This window comes from Pseudarthrobacter sp. AB1, from assembly GCF_014926485.1.
In the GTDB taxonomy this organism is placed as follows: Bacteria; Actinomycetota; Actinomycetes; order Actinomycetales; family Micrococcaceae; genus Arthrobacter.
The window spans coordinates 163,325-183,562 of record NZ_PZKO01000032.1; the positions used below are offsets into that span (position 1 = coordinate 163,325).

18 protein-coding genes are annotated in these 20,238 nt (G+C 64.9%); 10 read left to right on the forward strand and 8 right to left on the reverse strand.

What is annotated here, in order from left to right:
* The first annotated feature begins 40 nt into the window (after positions 1–40).
* Both DAD99_RS09430 and DAD99_RS09435 read left to right on the forward strand, forming a co-directional pair.
* Positions 41–1,759, forward strand: coding sequence for an ABC transporter family substrate-binding protein (locus DAD99_RS09430; RefSeq protein ID WP_193341313.1), 1,719 nt, complete (start codon positions 41–43; stop codon positions 1,757–1,759).
* Between the two features lie 135 nt (positions 1,760–1,894).
* A complete protein-coding gene (locus tag DAD99_RS09435) occupies positions 1,895–2,971 on the forward strand; it encodes a Gfo/Idh/MocA family oxidoreductase (RefSeq protein WP_193341314.1) in 1,077 nt (358 codons plus the stop codon).
* A gap of 93 nt (positions 2,972–3,064) precedes the next feature.
* Here DAD99_RS09435 and ald read toward each other — a convergent pair whose 3' ends face one another.
* Entirely contained in the window at positions 3,065–4,183 is a 1,119-nt protein-coding gene (gene ald / locus DAD99_RS09440) for an alanine dehydrogenase (protein ID WP_193341315.1), read from the reverse strand.
* 233 nt (positions 4,184–4,416) lie between these two features.
* Here ald and DAD99_RS09445 point away from each other — a divergent pair, with 233 nt between their 5' ends.
* The gene (locus tag DAD99_RS09445) at positions 4,417–5,634 is read left to right on the forward strand and encodes a CdaR family transcriptional regulator (RefSeq protein ID WP_193341316.1); all 1,218 of its coding nucleotides are present in this window, start codon (positions 4,417–4,419) and stop codon (positions 5,632–5,634) included.
* A 51-nt stretch (positions 5,635–5,685) separates the two neighbouring features.
* On the opposite strand, the gene DAD99_RS09450 is transcribed toward DAD99_RS09445, so the two are convergent.
* Positions 5,686–6,081, reverse strand: a complete 396-nt coding sequence (locus tag DAD99_RS09450) for a helix-turn-helix domain-containing protein (RefSeq protein WP_193341317.1) — start codon at positions 6,079–6,081, stop codon at positions 5,686–5,688.
* Positions 6,082–6,131: 50 nt separating this feature from the next.
* On the opposite strand from DAD99_RS09450, the gene DAD99_RS09455 reads away from it, so the two are divergent.
* Positions 6,132–6,917 carry an alpha/beta hydrolase gene (locus DAD99_RS09455; protein ID WP_309233237.1) on the forward strand — a complete coding sequence of 262 codons (786 nt, stop codon included), beginning with the start codon at positions 6,132–6,134 and terminating at the stop codon, positions 6,915–6,917.
* Here DAD99_RS09455 and DAD99_RS09460 read toward each other — a convergent pair.
* Complete coding sequence (locus tag DAD99_RS09460; RefSeq protein ID WP_185261943.1) at positions 6,883–7,161, reverse strand: HPr family phosphocarrier protein; 279 nt, start codon at positions 7,159–7,161, stop codon at positions 6,883–6,885. The two genes, DAD99_RS09455 and DAD99_RS09460, sit on opposite strands and share 35 nt — an antisense overlap.
* 53 nt (positions 7,162–7,214) lie before the next feature.
* The gene (ptsP, locus tag DAD99_RS09465) at positions 7,215–8,900 is read right to left on the reverse strand and encodes a phosphoenolpyruvate--protein phosphotransferase (RefSeq protein ID WP_193341318.1); all 1,686 of its coding nucleotides are present in this window, start codon (positions 8,898–8,900) and stop codon (positions 7,215–7,217) included.
* 160 nt (positions 8,901–9,060) lie between these two features.
* On the opposite strand from ptsP, the gene DAD99_RS09470 reads away from it, so the two are divergent.
* Genes DAD99_RS09470 through DAD99_RS09480 form a run of 3 tightly spaced genes read left to right on the forward strand, consistent with a single transcriptional unit; the run spans position 9,061 to position 13,038 of the window.
* A complete protein-coding gene (locus tag DAD99_RS09470) occupies positions 9,061–9,789 on the forward strand; it encodes a TetR/AcrR family transcriptional regulator (protein WP_193341319.1) in 729 nt (242 codons plus the stop codon).
* A gap of 49 nt (positions 9,790–9,838) precedes the next feature.
* Entirely contained in the window at positions 9,839–11,875 is a 2,037-nt protein-coding gene (locus tag DAD99_RS09475) for a PTS mannitol transporter subunit IICBA (RefSeq protein WP_193341320.1), read from the forward strand.
* On the forward strand, positions 11,875–13,038 hold the full coding sequence (locus tag DAD99_RS09480) for a mannitol-1-phosphate 5-dehydrogenase (protein WP_193341321.1): 1,164 nt from the start codon (positions 11,875–11,877) through the stop codon (positions 13,036–13,038). Before DAD99_RS09475 ends, DAD99_RS09480 begins: the two co-directional genes overlap by 1 nt.
* A 109-nt stretch (positions 13,039–13,147) precedes the next feature.
* On the opposite strand, the gene DAD99_RS09485 is transcribed toward DAD99_RS09480, so the two are convergent.
* Entirely contained in the window at positions 13,148–13,426 is a 279-nt protein-coding gene (locus tag DAD99_RS09485; protein ID WP_185261938.1) for a hypothetical protein, read from the reverse strand.
* 95 nt (positions 13,427–13,521) lie between these two features.
* On the opposite strand from DAD99_RS09485, the gene DAD99_RS09490 reads away from it, so the two are divergent.
* Positions 13,522–14,043: a GNAT family N-acetyltransferase gene (locus tag DAD99_RS09490; RefSeq protein ID WP_193341322.1), complete on the forward strand. Its 522-nt coding sequence runs from the start codon at positions 13,522–13,524 to the stop codon at positions 14,041–14,043.
* A 10-nt stretch (positions 14,044–14,053) separates the two neighbouring features.
* Here DAD99_RS09490 and DAD99_RS09495 read toward each other — a convergent pair whose 3' ends face one another.
* The 3 genes from DAD99_RS09495 to rraA form a co-directional block, all read right to left on the reverse strand.
* Complete coding sequence (locus DAD99_RS09495; protein WP_193341323.1) at positions 14,054–15,493, reverse strand: sugar porter family MFS transporter; 1,440 nt, start codon at positions 15,491–15,493, stop codon at positions 14,054–14,056.
* Between the two features lie 203 nt (positions 15,494–15,696).
* On the reverse strand, positions 15,697–17,346 hold the full coding sequence (locus DAD99_RS09500; RefSeq protein WP_193341324.1) for an MDR family MFS transporter: 1,650 nt from the start codon (positions 17,344–17,346) through the stop codon (positions 15,697–15,699).
* 130 nt (positions 17,347–17,476) lie between these two features.
* On the reverse strand, positions 17,477–17,974 hold the full coding sequence (rraA, locus tag DAD99_RS09505; protein ID WP_185261934.1) for a ribonuclease E activity regulator RraA: 498 nt from the start codon (positions 17,972–17,974) through the stop codon (positions 17,477–17,479).
* Positions 17,975–18,114: 140 nt separating this feature from the next.
* Between rraA and DAD99_RS09510 the strand changes: the two genes are divergently transcribed.
* The gene (locus tag DAD99_RS09510) at positions 18,115–19,419 is read left to right on the forward strand and encodes an MFS transporter (RefSeq protein ID WP_193341325.1); all 1,305 of its coding nucleotides are present in this window, start codon (positions 18,115–18,117) and stop codon (positions 19,417–19,419) included.
* A 101-nt stretch (positions 19,420–19,520) separates the two neighbouring features.
* Complete coding sequence (locus DAD99_RS09515; protein WP_193341326.1) at positions 19,521–20,129, forward strand: TetR/AcrR family transcriptional regulator; 609 nt, start codon at positions 19,521–19,523, stop codon at positions 20,127–20,129.
* Positions 20,130–20,238 lie beyond the last annotated feature (109 nt).

The window sequence follows — 20,238 nt, forward strand, 5'->3', positions numbered from 1 at the left end:
ACCCATCACAAGCATCACCCGCACCTATGAAGGGAAAACCATGAGGAATCTGACCAAGATCGGCGGCGCAGCGGCCATTGCCGCAGCCTTGACGCTGACGGCCTGCGGCGGTGGAGGAACACCCACCGGACCGGAAACCGCTCAGGGGCAGGGGACAGGCAGCGACCTCGCCAAGCTCATCAGCATCAACGAGAAGCCGGCCGCTGATCTTGAGCCCGGCGGCAAGGTCACCTTGCCCCTCGGCAACATCGGGCCCGACTTCAACGGGTTCTCCAACAACGGCAACAGCGCGGACAACTCCGCCCTGCAGATCCCCATGAACCCGGCGGCTGTGAACAGCGGCGGCATCGGCGGCTGCTGGAAGGTTGACTTCGTCGGCAAGGCAACACCGAACAAGGACTTCTGCGAGTCCGTGGAGAGCAAGGTGGTGGACGGCAAGCAGACCGTCACCATCAAGGTCAATGACAAGGCCACGTACAACGACGGCACACCGATCGACGTCAAGGCCTTCCAGAACACTTGGAACATCCTCAAGAGCCCGGATGCCGGCTACGACATCGTGAGCTCCGGAGCCTACGAATTCGTTGAGTCGATTGAGGCCGGCAGCAGCGACAAGGAAGTCATCGTCAAGACCACCCAGCCGGTCTACCCGCTGGATGCCCTCTTCTTCGGCCTGATCCACCCTGCTGTGAACACGCCTGAACTCTTCAACGAAGGCTTCAACGGTGAAATGCACCCCGAGTGGATGGCCGGACCGTTCAAGCTGGACCAGTACGACACGGCAGCCAAGACGGTAACGCTGGTTCCCAACGACAAGTGGTGGGGTACCAAGCCGGTCCTGGCAAACGTCGTTTTCCGCCAGCTGGAGACCAGCGCACAGATCGCCGCTTTCAAGAACGGCGAGATCGACGCCATGTCAGCCAACACCATGTCCCTCTACAAGCAACTGGAGGGTACCAAGGACTCCGAGGTCCGCCGCGGTCAGCGCCTCTTCGCGGGCGGCATGAACATCAATGCCAAGAAGATCACTGACGTTGCCGTCCGGAAAGCCATGTTTGCCGCCGTCGACCGCGACGCCCTGCGCAAGGTCCGCTTCAACGGGCTGAACTGGGAGGAGCCCAGCTCTGGTTCCATGATGTTGCTGCCGTTCTCCGAGTACTACCAGGACAACTACCCCGTAAAGGAGACCGGTCCGGATGCAGCCAAGAAGGTACTGACCGACGCCGGCTACAAGGCCAACGCCGCCGGCGTCATGGAGAAAGACGGAATGCCCGCTGCCTTCAAGATCAGCAACTTCGGCGACGATCCCACCACCCTCGCCTTCACCCAGACGCTCCAGAAGCAGCTGCAGGCAGGCGGCATGGACGTCGGAATCGACCAGCGCGCCTCTGCCGACTTCGGCAAGGTCATGGGCGCACGCGATTTCGATGTTAGCGTTTCCGGCTACACGGTGGGCCCGGACGCCACGGACGCCGTCAAGCAGTACTACGACTCCAAGACCGACCTGAACGGACTGGGCGATGCCGAACTGGACAAGAAGATCGCCGATCTCGCCTCCATCGAGGACAACGCCGAGCGCAACAAGGCGGCCATGGACGTAGAAAAGGAACACATGTCCAAGTACTTCTCCATGGGAGTTGTGATGAACGGCCCGCAGATCTCCTTCGTCCGCACCGGCCTGGCCAACTACGGCCCGTCCCTCTTCCAGAGCCTCTCCCAGGTTCCGGACTGGTCCACCCTGGGCTGGATCAAGAAGTAACCCCCTGTAACGCTCTCTCACTTAATACGGGGTTTTCGCCAACGCTCTCTCACTTCCGGCAGGTCTGCGGGAAGTGAGAGAGCGTTTGGCTTTAATGCACATTAACTGCGAGAGGGTGGGGGTACGGTTTTGCCTATGACCTGGACTGAACCCGAACGCCGTATACGCACCGCCGTCGTCGGCTATGGCCTGTCCGGCAGCGTTTTCCACGCGCCGCTCATTGCGGCAGATCCCCGCTACTCGCTGGACGTTATCGCCACGTCCGACGCCGGGAGGCAGGCTGCCGCGACGCAGCGGTACCCGGGCGTCAAAACAGTGCCCGACGGCGACGCGGTGCTTGCGCTGGCCGGTGACCTTGACCTTGTGGTGCTGGGGACCCCGCCGGCCACTCACTTTCCGTTGGCAAAGGCCGCGCTGGAGGCTGGGCTGGATGTTGTGGTGGACAAGCCTTTCGCCGTCAGCAGTGCCGAGGGGCTGGAGCTGATCGCCCTCGCGCAGCGGCTGGGCCGCGTGCTCACGGTCTTCCAGAACCGGCGTTGGGACGGCGATTTTTTGACCGTGCAGAAGTTGCTGGCCAGCGACGCGCTGGGGAGCGTGACCCGCTTTGAATCCAGCTTTGAACGCTGGTCCCCGGACATCTCGAAGGCCTGGAAAGCCAGCGCCACGGCAGCGGATGGCGGCGGCGTGCTGTTCGATCTCGGCACGCACCTTATCGATCAGGCGCTTTTGCTTTTCGGTCCAGCTACCGTTGCCTACGCGGAACTGCAGGCGCGGCGTCCGCACGAGAAGGTGGACGATGACGTTTTCCTGGTGCTCAACCACGAGTCCGGGGTGACCAGCCACCTGGGCATGAACATGCTCTGCGCCCAGCCGGGTCCGCGGTTCCGCATTCTCGGATCCGCTGGCGGGTTCACCAAGCACGGGATCGATCCGCAGGAGCCGTTCATTGCTGCCGGCGGCGGCCCGCTGGACCCCGAATACGGGGTTGAGGCACCGGAATGGGCAGGGCCCTTGGGCCGCGATGGCCACCTCCATCCACTGCCCACCGAACGAGGCGCCTACCCCGAGTTCTACCGGCTGCTGGCAGCCAAGATCGACGACGGCGGTGCCTCCTCCGCACTTCCGCTCCCGGTAGACCCGGCAGACGCCGTCGAGGTCCTCAAAGTTATAGAAGAGGCAAGGGAAATGGCTGCTGCACACACGGGGTCTTAACGTCGGAACGGCAGCCATCCAGAAAGCGTGCGTCAGAGCGACGTAGGAGCAGCACGCGTTGGATGACGGCCGTTCCGACGGCAATCAAGGGGACTAAGCAGAGACCAGTTCGTGCCAGTCCGCTACGAGGGGCAGGTTGTGTGCCTCGGAGACGGAGTGGTGTGCCACGTGGCCGCCGGCGATGTTGAGGCCGGCGGCGAGGGCCGGGTCGCGGTCGAATGCGGCCTTGACGCCCAGGTTGGCCAGGGCCACGGCGTAGCGCAGGGTGACGTTCGTCAGCGCGTAGGTGGAGGTGTTCGGGACGGCGCCCGGCATGTTGGCAACGCAGTAGAAGATCGTGTTGTGGACCTTGTACGTCGGTTCCTGGTGCGTGGTGGGGTGCGTGTCCTCGAAGCAGCCGCCCTGGTCCACCGCGATGTCCACCAGCACGGAGCCGGGCTTCATCCGGGCCACGAGCTCGTTGGTGACCAGCTTGGGTGCCTTGGCGCCCGGGATCAGCACGGAGCCGATCACCAGGTCCGCGTCCACCACTGACTTTTCGATCTCGTACTTGTTGGAGGCCACGGTCTTGAGCCGGCCCTGGTACTGGGCATCGAGTTCGCGGAGGCGGTTGATGTTAATGTCCAGGATGGTGACGTCGGCGCCCAGGCCCAGGGCCATCGCGGCGGCGTTGGTGCCGGCCACGCCGGCGCCAAGGACAACCACCTTCGCCGGGCGGACACCCGGTACGCCGCCGAGCAGGACGCCCTTGCCACCGGCGGGTGCCATCAGGGACGTGGCGCCTACCTGCACGGAAAGGCGGCCGGCAACCTCGGACATGGGGGCCAGCAACGGCAGCGTGCGGCCTTCCTGCACGGTCTCGTAGGCGATCGCGGTGACGCCGGAGTTAATGAGTTCCTGCGTGAGTTCGGGCTCGGCGGCCAGGTGGAGGTACGTGAAGAGGATCATGCCCTTACGGAAGCGGTGGTACTCGGCCTTGATGGGTTCCTTGACCTTCATGACCATGTCGGCCCGGCCCCAGACGTCATCTGCCTCGGCCACGATTTCGGCGCCGGCGATCGCGTATTCCTCGTCCGTGATCCCTGAGCCCAGGCCTGCGCCGCGCTCCACCAGGACCGTGTGGCCGTGGGTGCGGAACTCGTGAACGCCGGCAGCGGTGATGGCGACACGGAATTCGTTATTCTTGATCTCTTTGGGGACACCGATGATCATTTGTGGCTCCATATTCTCAGACCGGTTAGGCCCGAAATTGCGGGGGAAGTTGTGATTCCAGAATAAATCCGGTTGTGACCCAACTGACAGGAAAGCAAGGCCGGGGGCGTCCAGGCTCCGCGTCAGTTCGGGTTTTTTTAGTTTCACTGCTCGACATATGTACAGCGTGAGAACGTCAGGTGTCGCCTGCTGTTCGTTCGCCGGGATGCTGGCTGGAGCAGTAGTGTTACCCCATGCAGCAGGACGTGGAACAACTCGTTGAGCAGGTGGCGCAGAAGCTAGGGCGGGGACTGTCCCTGGAGGACCTTGACGGACTGCTGCTCGCTTACAGCTCCAACCAGTCCCATGCGGACCGGGTCCGGGTGAACTTCCTGTTGAGCAAGCGTGTCCCGGCCGATGTCAGCGCCTGGCAGCTTTCCCACGGCATCGCCACGGCGGTCCGCCCGGTAGTGATTCCCGCCAACCAGGAGCTCGGGATGCTGGGCCGGGTGTGTGTTCCCTTGATGGTGCGCGGATTCCGTGTCGGCTACCTGTGGGTGCAGCAGGACTCGGCAGAGGAAAATCCGACGGCGATCCTCTCCCAGTTGCCGGACGTGGCACCGGAGGTGGAGCGGCTCTCCGGCCTGCTGCTGGAGTCCAACACGGCCGAGTCCGAGTTCAGGAGGGGCCGCGAACGCGAGTTCCTGGCAGCCTGTTCAGGCGATGCCAACGCGGTGGCTACCGTGGCGGGGTGGAAGGAAATCCAGGGCAAGGGGCCGTGGCAGATGGTCACAGTGCTCGACGCCGATGGCTGGGCCGGCGGCCCGGACCCCATCGCCTCCATGCTGATCCACCGGTCGGCGGCGCTGCAGGCGACGGTTGGAGTGGACGTGGCGCTGTTCAGCGCCGGCACGGAAACCCACTCGGTGGTGCTGTTCCGCGAGTCGGTGGGCCGGGCCAACCATGCCCAGGTACTGGTCCACTACCAGCTGGAGCTGGCCAAGCGTTCGGGCCGGCCGGTGCACCGTATCATCCTTGGCATCAGCGAGGGTTTCGCCAAGCCGCGGGAGCTTGCCGAGGCGTATGGGCAGTCCCGGCTGGCGGCGCAGGCGGCAGCCGTAGACCCTCAGCTCGGCGAACTGGTGGACTGCCGTGCCACCGGGGTGTACCAGCTGCTGGCATCGGCGGGCGGGGGAGCCGGCGCCTGGGCTGACTCCGGGTCCGTTTATGTGCGGATGCTGGAGGACCACGACCGCAACGATGAGCTGCTCCCCGTTCTGGAGCTCATCTATGACAACGACGGTTCGGTCCAGGACGTGGCCACCAAACTCCACCTGCACCGCAGCAGCATCTACAACCGGCTGGGCCGCATCCGGCAGCTCCTGGGTGTGGACCCGCTGAGGGGGATGTCCCGGCTGGAACTCCATGCGGCACTGAAAATGCGGCGCTGGGCGTCGCGCCCGCGGATCTAACGCGCGGAGGCGGCCACCCCGGATCCAGCCCACCCCGGATCCAGCCCTGAGCTAGGCCTGCGCTGGCTTCTCCTGCTGATCCAGTTTCTTCTGCCGTTCCAGCCAGGCCATGATGGCCGCGAGCCTGATCCGCCGGTGTGTGCCGCGGTATTCCACAGGAATCTCGCCGCGATCGGTCATGTTGCGCAGGTACGTGTGAGAAATCCCGGCGAGTTCGGCGGCTTGGGAGGTGGTGAGCATTTCCTCCACACTGCTGACGGTCACCGCTTCGCCGCGGCTGAACCGGCTGAGGATGTCTACGACGGCGTCCCTCGCCTGGGGCGTCAGCCGGTGGACGGTTCCGTCCACAAAAACCGTGATGTCGTTGCCGCCCGCCAGGGCCCGTTGAAGTTTCCCAGCGTCCTCGGGTGGAAGCGCAGCAGTCATTCTCGGAGCTATCAGTGCCATGCCAGAAGCCTAACCCGCGCGCTTCCGGGCGGCGGCTGTAAGCTCGCGGGGTGAGGCTCAGTGATGGCGAGGACATTGAATCCGGCGGGCTGGCGGGCAGGCTGTACCGCTCCGTGGCGCCAGTAGGCGATGTGCCGCGACCGACGTATGTCCTGCTCCACGGGATCGGCGTTTCCCACCGCTACTTCGCGCGGCTGCACCGGGAGCTGGCTCTCGCAGCTGATGTCTACTCCTTCGATCTCCCAGGGTTTGGCGACGCGCCCAAGCCCCGGCGCCAGGTGCCGGTGGGTGAGTATGCGGCTTTCGTGCGGGCAGCGCTTGCTGAAGCGGGGGTGACGTCCTGCGTAGTGATCGGGCATTCCATGGGAACCCAGCATGCCGTCGAACTCGCCCTCCAGGAGCCGGAACTCGTGGCCGGCGTAGTTCTGATGGGCCCGGTGGTGGACCCCCGCCGAAAGTCAGTTGCGCGGCAGGCGCTGGCGCTGACCCGCGACGCCATGTTCAGCGAGAGCCCGTCCGCGAATGCCATCGTTTTGGCGGACTATTTCCGGGCCGGCCCGCGCTGGTACTTCACCGAGCTGCCCGTGATGATGCAGTACCCCCTTGAGGCCAGGATCCGCGGAGTCAGCCAGCCGCTGCTGGTGCTTCGCGGCAGCCAAGACCCGGTGGCCGGGCGTGACTGGTGCGAGAGGCTGGCCGCCCAGGCCCACCAGGGCAGTGCGGCGGAGATCCCCGGCCATGGCCACGTTTTCCAGCACACTGCCACGGGGCCGGTCGCCGCCGCGATCACCAGGTGGGTCCCTATTCGGCGTCGAGGTCCGTTTCCAGGAGCTTGACCAGCGAATCCAGTGCCTCGTCCGCGCCGTCACCTTCGGCCCGGAGCACCACAACGTCGCCCTTGGCGGCGCCCAGAGTCATCAGCGACAGGATGCTCGAAGCGTCCAGTGCCTCGTCCTCAGGGTCGCCCTGCATGGCGATGGTGACTTCCACTCCCACGTTTCCGGCAGCTTCCGCAAACAGCGCAGCGGGGCGAGCGTGCAGGCCGGAGCGGCTGGCGATGGTGGCGATGCGTTCGGGCATTGTTCCTCCTGGTGGGTGCTTCGTGGTGGTTGGCTGTCTGGAGCGGCAGGCGCTCAGAGGCCGAGCTCTTCGAGGACGGGCAGCTTTTCCCGTACCCAGGCCTTGGCTTCGGTGGCGCTGGGCGCGGAGAGAGCCAGCTTGGCCAGCTGCTGCGCCTCTGCCAGCGTGACGGTCTTCAGTACCGCGGCCACAGCGGCCAGGGACCGCGCGGTCATGGACAGCGTGGTGACGCCCAGCCCCGTAAGTACGACGGCGAGGGCCGGGTCAGCGGCCGCCTCACCGCATACGCCCACGGGCTTGTTGTGGCCTTCCGCGCGGGAGCCTTCCACTGTCAATCCCACCAAACGCAGCACGGCCGGCTGCCAGGGCGTGTTGAGGTTGGCCAGGGGGCCCAGCTGACGGTCGGCCGCCATGGCGTACTGGGTGAGGTCGTTGGTGCCCAGGCTTGCAAAGCCCACCTCGCGCAGGATGGCCTCGGCGGTGAGCGCGGCGGAGGGGACTTCCACCATCACGCCGGGCGTCTTGATGCCGGCGTCGGCGCACATTGAGGCGAAGCGGGCCGCCTCTTCCGCCGTCGAGATCATTGGGGCCATGACCCACACGTCCGCTTCGGACTGCTTCTCGGCCAAGGCGATCGCTTCCAGCTGGCGGTCCAGCACACCCGGTGTGGTGAAGTCCGTGCGGTAGCCGCGGACGCCCAGGGCCGGGTTGGGCTCCGTGGAGTCGGTCAGGAATGGAAGCGGCTTGTCGGCGCCGGCGTCGAGCGTTCGCAGAACCACTTTCTTTCCTGGGAATGCATCAAAAACGCTTTTGTAGGCGGCGGCCTGTTCCTCAACGCTGGGCTCGGAGTCCCGTTCGAGGAAGCAAAATTCGGTGCGGAAAAGGCCCACGCCCTGGGCGCCCAGCTTGGCAGCCGCCTCGGCGTCCTTGCCGCCGCCAACGTTGGCGAGCAGCGGCACCAGGTGGCCGTCCGCCGTCGTGCCCGTGCCGCTGAACTCGGCCAGCAGGGAAGCCGTGGCCGCCCATGCTTCCGCTGCGGCACGCAATGATTCGTCGGGTTCAGCAGTAATGGTGCCGGCCGCGCCGTCCACATAGACGTCCGTGCCGTCCGGGAGTTCGTCCACGCCTACGGCTGCCACCACGGCTGGCAGGCCAAGGGAACGGGCGATGATGGCGGTGTGGGACTGGGGGCCGCCGCCCGCTGTAACGAGTGCCAGCACTTTATTCGGGTCCAGGGTGGCGGTGTCCGCCGGTGCCAGGTCTTCGGCGACGAGGATGAATGGCGTGCTGGAGGTAGGGATGCCGGGCGCGGGCACCCCGCGCAGCTCGGCGACGATCCGTGCGCGCACATCCAGGACGTCGGTGGCGCGTTCGGCCATGTAACCGCCCAGGTTGTGAAGCATTTCAGCAACGGACGAACCGGATTCCCAGATGGCGCGCTCGCTTGAGAGGCCGCGGGCAACGAGCTTGGCCGCACCCTTTATCAGCATGGTGTCCTTGGCCATCAGCGCCGTGGCTTCCAGGACGGCTTTGCCGTCTCCGGATGCGTGCGCGGCCCTGGCCTTAAGTTCGTCATGGACGGCCTGCGAGGCTGCCTTGAGCGCGGCGGTGGCTTCCTCGGCGGACGTACCGCCGGCCAGCTGCTCGCCTGCGGGGGGTTCGCTGATCGGTTTGGGCATCTGCCGGATTGTCCCGATGATGCGGCCGGGGCTGACGCCAACTCCTGGGAAGTTCTGCACTGAAGGTCCTCATTCTCTGCCGGTAGCCAGGCCCGCCTAGGTTCTCCCGGCGCCATGCCGGGGCCGCCGCGACCACTATGTGCGAGGGCGGAAACGTGCCTGAAAAAATTATATGTGATTCAGTTCATATAGCAATGCTATAGGTGATAGGGTAGCGGCTATGAGTTTGGATGGCCAGCTTCCCCCCAAAATGCGGCTGTTGCATGCAGCCGCCGAGTTGCTTTCAAAATCCGCCGGAGCATCCGTGTCCACCCGCCAGATCACGCAGCTGGCAGGGGTAACGGCGCCCACCCTGTACCACCACTTCGGTGACAAGGAAGGTCTTTTCGACGCCGTCGTCACCGCAGGTTTTGAGGAATATGTCGCGGGCGAAAGAGACTTCGCCCCGTCCGGAAATCCGTTGGAGGATATCCGGAGGATGTGGGACAACCACGTTCAGTTCGGAGTTAAGCAGCCGGAACTGTACCTGGTGATGTTCGGCAATATCCGCCCCGAAAGCCGCCCCGCCATCGTCGCCGATGCCGAGGCGCTGATGGAGGAGATGCTGAACAAGGCTGCGGCAGCGGGCCAGCTGAATGTCCAGCCACGGGAAGCGGCCAGGTCTATCCTGGCCGCCAATGTGGGTGTGACGCTCATGCTGATTGCGGAGCCCGCCGCCGAACGTAACCTCGAACTGTCCACCATGACCCGGGACGCCATGATCTTTGCGGTGTCCGCGGCACAAGCCGAAGGGGCGGCCACGGAAGACTCCGCAAGGTCCTCTGTGGTGGTGGCAGCGATTGCCCTGAATGCCGCGCTTCAGGCATCGCACTCCGACCAGCTCTCCAGCTCGGAACTCAAACTTTTCCTCGAATGGCTTCACCGAATCTCCACCAGCACGTCGTCGTAAGTATCGGATCCATCCTGCATAGCCGCAGGAATGACGGTTAGGAAAGCACATGGCAACACAGACAGTTGCAAAACCCCGCACCAGCCTGCGGGTCGGCGTCCAGAAGTTCGGGACGTTCCTGTCCGGAATGATCATGCCCAACATCGGCGCGTTCATCGCCTGGGGCCTTATTACCGCCCTCTTCATTGAGAAGGGCTGGATTCCCGTACCTGCCCTTGGCGGTTTCGGCACCAATGCCGAGGGAGTTCCCTATGTAGGCCTGGTTGGTCCTATGATCACCTACCTGCTGCCGCTCCTGATCGGCTACACCGGCGGCAAAATGGTCTATGACGTCCGCGGCGGCGTGGTGGGCGCCATCGGTACCATGGGCGTCATTGTGGGCGCCGGCATCCCGATGTTCATCGGCGCCATGATCATGGGTCCCCTCGGCGGCTGGACGATGAAGAAGATCGACCTCCTGTGGGAGGGCAAGATCCGCCCGGGCTTCGAAATGCTCGTGAACAACTTCTCCGCCGGTATCTGGGGCGCGCTGCTGGCGATGCTGGGCTTCTATGGCATCTCGCCGCTGGTCCAGGCTTTCAGCACCGGGGCCGGGAACGTGGTCCAGTTCCTGGTCAACAACGGCCTCCTGCCGCTTACCAGCATTTTCATTGAACCTGCCAAGGTGCTGTTCCTGAACAACGCCATCAACCACGGCGTGCTGACTCCGCTGGGCATCCAGCAATCACTTGAACAGGGCAAGTCCATCCTCTTCCTGCTCGAGGCGAACCCCGGCCCGGGCCTCGGCATCCTGCTGGCGTACATGTTCTTCGGCCGCGGCCTCGCCAAGGGCTCCGCCCCCGGTGCCGCCATCATCCACTTCTTCGGCGGCATCCACGAAATCTACTTCCCGTACGTCCTGATGCGCCCGCTGCTGATCCTGGCCGCCATCGCCGGCGGCATGACGGGTATTGCCACCTTGGCCGTCACCGGCTCCGGGCTGGTAGCGCCGGCTGCGCCTGGCTCGATCATCGCAGTACTCGCCCAGACCTCCCGTGACAGCTACGTCGGAGTGATCCTCGCGGTTCTGCTTGCTACCGCGGTGTCCTTCCTGGTGGCCTCGGTGATCCTGAAGACCACCAAGCACAGCGACGAGACGGACCTGACCGACGCCACATCCAAGATGGAAGCCATGAAGGGCAAAAAGAGCTCCATCTCCTCGGTCCTGACCGGCGCTGGTTCAGGGGTGGGGACGGCCGTCCTGGCCGGCCCGATCAAGAACATCGTCTTCGCGTGCGACGCCGGTATGGGCTCCAGTGCCATGGGAGCATCCGTGCTGCGGAACAAGATCAAGGCGGCCGGGTTCCCGGACGTCAAGGTCACCAACGCCGCTATCGCCAACCTCAGCGACACCTATGACGTTGTGATCACCCACCAGGACCTGACCGAGCGCGCCAAGCCCGTCACCTCCAGTGCTGCGCACTTCTCCGTGGATAACTTCATGAACAGCCCGCGGTATGACGAGATTGTGGAGCTGGTCAAGGAGCACAACACCGAAGGAGCAACGCCCGACGCCGGTGCTGCTGCCGGCCACGGCGCCCACGTCGCCAATGCCCCGTTGGATGGAGAATCCGCCGCTGGCAGCGGTATGGCACCAGCGGAGACGGCGCTGCCGTCGGACATCCTGATGGCCGACAGCGTCATCCTCAACGGCACCGCCACCACCCGCGATGCCGCCATCGACGAAGCCGGCCAGCTCCTCCTGGCCCGAGGCGCCGTGGACGAGGGGTACCTCGCCGCCATGCACGAACGCGAGGAATCCGTATCCACCTACATGGGGAGCTTCCTGGCTATCCCGCATGGCACCAATGCCGCTAAGGACCACATCCTGAAGTCAGCGGTGTCAGTCATCCGCTACCCGAACGGCATCGACTGGGACGGCAAGCAGGTCAAGTTCGTGGTTGGCGTGGCGGGCATCAACAACGAACACCTCCACATCCTGTCCTCCATCGCCAAGGTCTTCACCGACAAGGCGCAGGTGGCGCAGCTGGAAGCAGCCACGTCCGTTGAGGAAGTCCTGGAGCTGTTTGGAAAGGTGAACTCATAGTGAAGGCAGTACATTTCGGGGCCGGGAACATCGGCCGCGGCTTTGTGGGGCTGCTGCTGCACCAGGCCGGTTATGAAGTGGTGTTCGCGGATGTCGCGGACGCGCTCATCGACCAGCTGGCGGCCGCCGACAGCTACAACGTCCACGAGGTGGGGGAGAACCCAACCCTCCGGACGGTGGACAACTTCCGTGCGCTCAACTCCGGCACGCAGGAAGCGGAGCTGGTACGGGAGATCGCGACGGCGGACATCGTCACCACCGCCGTGGGGCCACACATCCTGAAGTTCGTGGCGCCCGCCATTACCAAGGGCATCGCGGCGCGCGCTGCCGGGCTGGCGCCGCTGCAGGTCATGGCCTGCGAGAACGCCATCAACGCCACGGACATCCTGCGGGCCGATGTCGGCGCGCTCTGGGACGACGCCGCAGGCTCCCTGGACGCCGCCGCGGTGTTTGCGAACACCGCGGTCGACCGGATCGTGCCCAACCAGGCGCCGGGCCAGGGCCTGGACGTCACCGTGGAGACGTTCTACGAGTGGGTCATCGACCGGACGGCATTTGGCGATGCTGCACCGGTCATCCCGGGTGCGACGTTTGTGGACGAGCTTTCGCCCTACATCGAGCGGAAGCTCTTCACCGTGAACACCGGCCACGCCTCCGCCGCGTACTTCGGGTTCGAGGCAGGCCTGGAGAAACTTTCCGATGCCATGGCCGACCAGGACGTGGCGGAAGACGTCCGCGCGGTCCTGGCGGAAACCAAGCAGCTTCTCGTGGCCAAGCACGGCTTCAACAATGACGAGCAGGAAGCCTATGTCCAGAAGATCCTGGTCCGGTTCTCCAACCCGCACCTGCCGGACACGGTGAACCGGGTGGGGCGCGCCCCGATGCGGAAGCTCAGCCGGCATGAACGGTTCATCGGACCCGCAGCCGAACTCGCCGAACGGGGGATCGTGCCCGAGGCGCTCCTGGGTGCCATTGCTGCGGCCCTGCGCTTCACCGACCCCGCCGACGCCGAGGCCACCGAGCTTGCGCAGATCCTGGCGTCCTCATCGCCGGCAGACGCCACGGCCAGGATCACGGGGCTCGCCCCGGAGCACCCGCTGTTCGCGGCAGTGTCCGTGCTGGTGGAAGAACGCCAAGCAGAAGGGGCCAAGGCCCCCGCCTAAACGCTCTCTCACTTCCTGCGGGTTTTTCCGAAACCCTCTCGCAATCACGACGCCGGCACTCACCTGAGTGCCGGCGTCGTGCATTACCTGTTTTGGTGACCCGCGCGCATCAGGAGTCCGTCTTCGTCGTCAGGGCAAGCACACCGTCCAGATAGCGCATGACCAGTGAGGCGGCTATCAAGGCGGCGGAAAACGGCAGGAAAAACAGCGTCACCAGCTGGAAGACTATTTGCAGGACCATGCTTAGCGCCTGTGAGTAGGCCGGCCCGAACAGCAGGGTCTGCATGATCTGCGGTGCAAGGATGATCGAGACGGCGCCGACGGCGCCCACAATAATTCCTGTCCGCAGAGTTATCGCCGGTAAGCGTGAGACCGTGTGCTGATCCATTCCAGACCCTCCCCATATGACTGTTGTTCCGTGTTGGCCAGCCAAGCACGGGCCCGCGTGGATCACAAGGAACGTGGCTGTGGAATGCTGGGGAGATGACCACAAACCCCGGCGCTCTGACCCCCTTGCTGACTGCCGACGTCGACGGCGGGACCTTCCGCCTCAGGCACGCCGTATCCGCGGACCTGCCCGGGATCGTTGCACTGCTGGCCGACGGTTCCCTGGGCGCCGTCCGCGAAGGAGGCCACGAAATGGCGCCCTACGAGCGGGCTTTTGAAGCGATCGACGCCGACCCTTGCCACTTGCTCGTGGTGGGGGAGTACGTACCGGTTGGGGCAGCGAACCGCCCCGTGGCAGCCACCTTCCAGCTGAGTTTCCTGCCCGGCATCTCGCGGCAGGGCTCCTGGCGCTCGCAGATTGAAGCGGTCCGCGTGGCGGGCAGCCTCCGTGGCCAGGGCCTGGGAAACCTGATGGTGGGGTGGGCGATTGACGAATCCAGGCGCCGCGGTTGCACGCTGATGCAGCTGACCACCCACAAGACGCGGACGGCCGCCCACCGCTTCTACGAGCGGCTTGGCTTTGATGCCAGCCATGAGGGCATGAAGCTCACTCTCTGACCCCCGGGCGTTATGCCTTCTTTGAACCCTTGGGCACAAACAGCGTCTCGGCCTGTTCCAGGGACATGCCGTTGGTCTCCGGCACCTTGAACATGACAAAGAAGAACGACGCCGCCGCGAACAGCGCGTACATGGCGTAGGTCAGCGGCAGGGACGCAGCGGCCATCACCGGGAAGCTGAGCGTGATGGCAAAGTTGGCCACCCACTGCGCGGCCGCGGCCAGGCCCAGGGCGCGGGCACGGATCCGGGACGGGAAGATCTCGCCAAGGAGGACCCAGACCAGCGGGCCCCAGGAGGCGCCGAAACTGACCACAAAGATGTTGGCCGCCACGAGGGCCACCGGACCCCAGGCGCCCGGCAGGGAGATCCCGGACCCTGAACCCACGGCGGCGGAGAACGCCAGCGCCATGGTGCCCAGTGAAATGGCCATGCCTATGGACCCGGCCAGGAGAATGGGCCGGCGTCCGATCCTGTCCACCAGGGCGATGGCCACCAGCGTGACCAGGATGTTGGTGATGGAGGTTGCCACCGAGATGGTGAGCGAGTCCTTCTCCTGGAAACCGACGGCCTTCCACAGCGTGGTGGAGTAGTAGAAGATCACGTTGATGCCAACGAACTGCTGCAGGACGGAGAGGACGATGCCCACCCAGACCACTGCCTGCAGGCCGAACGTCTTCCCGCGGAGCGAACCCTTCTGACCGGACAGCTTGTCCTCTTCGATGGCGTCCTGGATTTCGCGGATGTGCCGGTCGGTGTCCTCGGACGGGGCGATGGAGTCGAAGACCTTCCGGGCTTCGTCTTCCTTGCCCTGGAACACGAGGAACCGCGGGGATTCCGGGAGCGTGTAGGCGATCCAGCCGTAGACGACGGCGGGAACCGCTGCGGCGAGGAACATCCAGCGCCAGGCTTCCAGGCCCAGCCAGAACGGCTGGTCCGCGCCGCCGGCGGTGGTGGCGAAGAGTGCGTCGGACAGGAGCGCGGCGAAAATACCGGTGGTGATGGCCAGCTGCTGCAGCGATGCCAGCCGGCCACGGACCTGGCGAGGGGAAATCTCGGAAATGTACGCCGGCGCGATCACCGATGCCAGGCCGATGCCCAGGCCACCCACCAGGCGCCAGAAAATCAGGTCCCAGACGCCGAAGGCGAAGCCGGTTCCGATGGCGCTGACCAGGAACAGCAGCGCACCGAGCTTCATGGCGGGAATGCGGCCGTAGCGGTCGGCGACCTTGCCGGCGAGGAACGCACCTGCCGCGCAGCCCAGCAGGGCGATGGCCACGGCGAAGCCGGTCACAGCCTCGGAGAGCGCGAACTCGTCCTTGATGGCATCCACCGCGCCGTTCACCACGGAGGAGTCGAAGCCGAACAGGAAGCCGCCTACCGCGCCTGCGAGTGCCAGCCAGATCACCCGCTGCGGGATCTTGGCGGTTGTCTGCTCCTTGGCGGTGGGCATGCTGCTCCCTGGGTGTGGGGGTCGGGTGGATGCGCGTGCGGACGTCGTCGGCTGCGGTACCGGCTCAGAGGCCGGGGCACACGCGCTACACAGTGTGGCACGTCACCGCCCGCCGTTCCACTTGGTGGACTCCTCACGGGAAAGGCACGATGACGACGGCGGGCCGCCCCGCCGTCGTCGTTTTCAGTTCCGGAACAGGGGAGTCAGTGCGCCGGGACGGACTCCTTGGCCACCTTCGGGTCCGTCAGTTTCTTGTTCGGCAGGGCGAAGCTGATCAGGAACGCGATCCCGGTGAGAACGGCCGCGGTGATCATCACGGTGTCGATCGCGTACGCGAAGCCTTCCGTAATGGGCCGCGTGAGCACGCTGTTGGCCGAGTGCAGCCAGCTGGTGTCATTGAGTGATTCGTTCGATGCCCCGTTCTGGAAGAACTCGTAGAGCTTGGCGTTGGCCGGGTCCGCCGCGACGGCCGGGTCGCGCAGCACGGCCTGGTAGTCGGAGCTGGCCACGGCTGACTTCATGGTCTCGGCGATCCGGCTTGCGGCCAGGCTGAACAGCATGGAGATGAACACGGCCGTTCCCACCGCACCGCCCATGGAGCGGAAGAACGCGGCGGAGGACGTGCCCACGCCCATGTCTTTCGGGGGGACGGAGACCTGCATGGCCAGGGTGAGCGGCTGCATGCAGAAACCCAGGCCCATGCCGAAGAACACGGCGATCACGCCGGGAACCCACAAGCCCGTGTCCACGCCCAGGGACAGGCCCATGGTCAGGGCGGCGGCGGTGAGGATGCCCGTACCCACGATCGGGAAGATCCGGTACGTGCCCGACGCCGAAATGGTGCGGCCAGCCGTGATGGAACCGGTCAGGATGCCCAGGGTGAAGGTGATCATCATCAGGCCGGCTTCGGTGGGTGTGAGCCCCTTGACCAGCTGCAGGTACATGGGCAGCATGGCGATGGCGCCGAACATGCCGATGCCGATGATGAAGTTCAGCAGCGAGGACAGGCCGAAGGTAGCGTTCCTGAAGAGCCGGAGGGGGATCAGGGCGTAGTCCCCGGCGCGCTTTTCAGCCAGCAGGAACCAGATGATGCCCACAGCGCCGAGGCCGTAGCAGAGGAAGGAGTTCAGCGACATAAAGCCCCAGCTGCGGCCCTGTTCCGCCACCAGCAGCAGCGGGACGATGGCGAGCGTGATGGCGGCTGCACCGAAGTAGTCGATCTTCTGCTTCACGTGCTTGGCCGGCAGGTGCAGGAACAAAAACACCACTGTTAGGGCTGCCAGGCCGATGGGCAGGTTGATGAAGAACACCCAGCGCCAGCCGTCAAAGCCCAGGATGTTGGCGGACCCTGCGAACGCGCCGCCCACTACCGGGCCGAGCACGGACGAGATGCCGAACACCGACATAAAGTAGCCCTGGTACTTGGCCCGGTCCTTGAGGGACACGATGTCCCCGATGATGGTCAGCGCGAGGGCCAGCAGGCCGCCGGCGCCCAGGCCCTGGACGCCGCGGGCGATGGCCAGTTCCGTCATGGAATGCACTGAACCGGCGTAGAGCGAGCCGGCCAGGAAAATGACGATGGCGATCAGGTACAGCGGACGGCGGCCGAAAATATCGCTCAGCTTGCCGTACAGCGGCGTGCTGACGGTAGACGTGATGAGGTAGGCGGTGGTGGCCCACGCCTGCAGGGACAGCCCGTCGAGGTCGTTGGCGATGGTGTAGATGGAAGTGGACACAATGGTCTGGTCCAGCGATGCCAGGAACATGCCCAGCATCAGCCCCACCATCACGGTGACGATCTGACGCTGTGTCAGGGTTTCGCCGGCGGCACGCACAGCGGTTGTTTTGGACATGGCTTCTCCAGGAAAGAATAAGGGATCACGCTTGATAGTTGCTTCCAGTAACTATATAAGTTCCCGCTTCATTCCCGCTGCCAGATATTTTTTTCAAGCCCGCCCCACCCCCGCAGCCGGGGGACCCCAATCAGCGCTCCACGAGGATGCCGTCCGGATCGCACCAGACGGTGACGCCGGGACGGAAGGTCACGCCGTCGAGCACTACATCCACGTCAACCTCACCGGCGCCGGCCTTCGCGCTCTTGCGCGGGTTGCTGCCCAGCGCCTTGACGCCAAGATCCAGTTGGGCGATCGCCTCGCGATCGCGGATGGCGCCGTTGATCACGACGCCGGCCCAGCCATTCGCGACGGCGCTCTCGGCGATCATGTCCCCCATCAGTGCGGTGCCCAGCGAACCGCTGCCGTCCACCACCAGCACGGCGCCGTTGCCGGGGGTGGCCAGTGTGGACTTGACCAGGGCGTTGTCCTGGAAGCAGCGGATGGTCCGCACCGGGCCGCTGAAGTGTGAACGGCCGCCGCAGGACTGGAACTGGAGTGATACGGACGCCAGTTCCTCGCCGCGTTCGTCGTACAGGTCTGCGGTGTTGACGGGGCTGGTGGTGTTGCCTGCAGCAGATGCGGTCATTGGATCTCCAGATGTTCAATGTCGTGGTGGACTGCCCGCTGTGCATAGCCGCACAAGGCAGGCGCCGTATAACAAGCGGGGCGATGCAGCCCACGATAGTCTGATTTTCAGAATCACCAACCGTTCCAGGGGGAACCAGCATGAGCCTGTCCGACACACCCGCAGCGCCGGATCCCAGCGCTTCGTCGGTTCCCGGGACGGTCCCGGAAAGCTCGACGGCGGCGCTCGCCGAGCCGACGCAGAAGGTCACCGCGCGCTGGGTGACCGGGCTGGTGCTGGTCAACGTGGGCATTAACGCCGCCTTCTTTGGTCCCATTAACATTTTTATCGGCCAGCAGGCCATCGGCATCGACGAAGCCAACAAGGAAGCCATCCTGTCCCTCGTGACAGGGTGCGGCGCCGCCGTGTCGCTGGTGGCGAATCCGCTGTTCGGTGCACTGTCGGACCGGACGGTCTCAGGCTTCGGCCGGCGTGCGCCCTGGGTCCTGGCGGGCGCCATCCTGGCCACCGCCGCCCTACTGGCGATGTCCGGCGCCACTGCTGTAGCCCTGATGGTCCTGTTCTGGTGCCTGGTCCAGCTGGGCGCCAACGCTGCGTACGCCGCCATCACCGCCGCCGTCCCGGACCGGGTGCCGGTGCTGCAGCGCGGTGGCGTGGGCGGCCTGGCGGCGATGGGCCAGACCGTGGGCATCCTCCTCGGCGCGGTCTTCGGTGCGGTGGTCTCGGGAAACTACATGGTGGGGTACACCATGTGTGCTGCCGCCCTGCTGTTCTCCGTGCTGCCCTACTTGTTCCACCGGAATGACCCGCCACTGCCCAGGGAGCTCCGGCCGCCGTTCTCGTGGGGCAGTTTCCTGCGCGGCTTCTGGATCAGCCCGGCCCGCTACCCGGACTTCGCCTGGGCCTGGCTCACCCGCTTCCTGGTCAACGTCTGCAACCAGATGACCATCGTCTACCTGCTCTTTTTTCTCCGGGACGTCCTCAAGCACGAGGACCCGGCCCTGGGGGTCCTGACACTGACCGGCATTTACGCGGTGATGGTGATGATCACTGCGGTAATAGCGGGGCCGTGGAGCGACCGGCTGGGCCGGCGGAAACCGTTTGTGATCGGGTCCTCCGCCATCATTGCCGTCGCGGGCCTGACAATGGCCTTCTTCCCCGTGTGGACCGGCGCCCTTATTGGAGCCGGGATCCTGGGCGTGGGGTTCGGCGCCTACCTTGCCGTCGACTTTGCGCTGCTGACGCAGGTGCTGCCGCAGGCTGCCGATCGTGGCAAGGATATGGGCGTCATCAACGTCGCCAACTCGCTGCCCCAGGTGTTCGCGCCCGTCCTCGCATTCCTTGCCGTGACGTACTTCGGAGGGTACCTCACGCTGTTTATCACGGCGGCCGTCATCGGCCTGCTGGGAGCCGTATTCGTGGTCAAAATCAAGGGGGTCGCCTGATTTCGGCATTGGCCCGTGCCGTATAGTTGAGGCGGACTGCAGTCCGGGGGATGAGGACTCTCCCTGCCGCTGCACCATAAGAACACAACCCCGGAATCCTGATGCCCGAGACACTTTCAGCCCATCCGTCCATGGCCGCCCGGCCCTCCACGCCGCGCCAGCGGCTGCGCTATACGCGCGTCCTGGAATCAGCCGCAGGGTTTGCCCGCAAGGGGCTGGAGTCCGTGGACCTCGCGGAAATTTCGGAAAAGTCCGGCGTGCCGCTGGGAACCGTCTACCGGTATTTCCCCACCGCCAACCACCTGATGCTGTCCCTATACCGCCAGCAGCTGGACGAGCTTCAGGGCCGGGCCCGCACATCAGCGGCCAGCTTCGGTGGCAAGGCCCTCGCCGGTGTGGTCATGGAAATTTTCCATATGCGGGTGATGCAGCCCGCAGTCGAGCAGTGCCTGAGCCGCTGCGTCTACCTTAAGGACAAGGACACCACGGCACTCCTGCATGAAATCGATGCGTTGAGCGAAACGGCGGTGGCCATCGCCTCAGACGACGCCGTAGCGGCCCGGGTGCTCCTGCTGACCGTCACTGGTCTGGTCCAGTCCGTCCGAAACCGCCGGCTTTCGCTTTTTGAGGCCGAAGAGGACCTCAAAAAGGCCTGCACGCTGCTTGCTCCGGTGGCTGCCGGGGCCAGGGCTGCCCACCGATCGGCGTAACTGGTCTAGACCAATAGGCCAATAAATACGTCTTTATGCGGTGTCGTGGGTCACAAAAGTGCCTGATTAAACGATTTGGCATGCCTTGGCAACGCCGAATGCGCTTTCC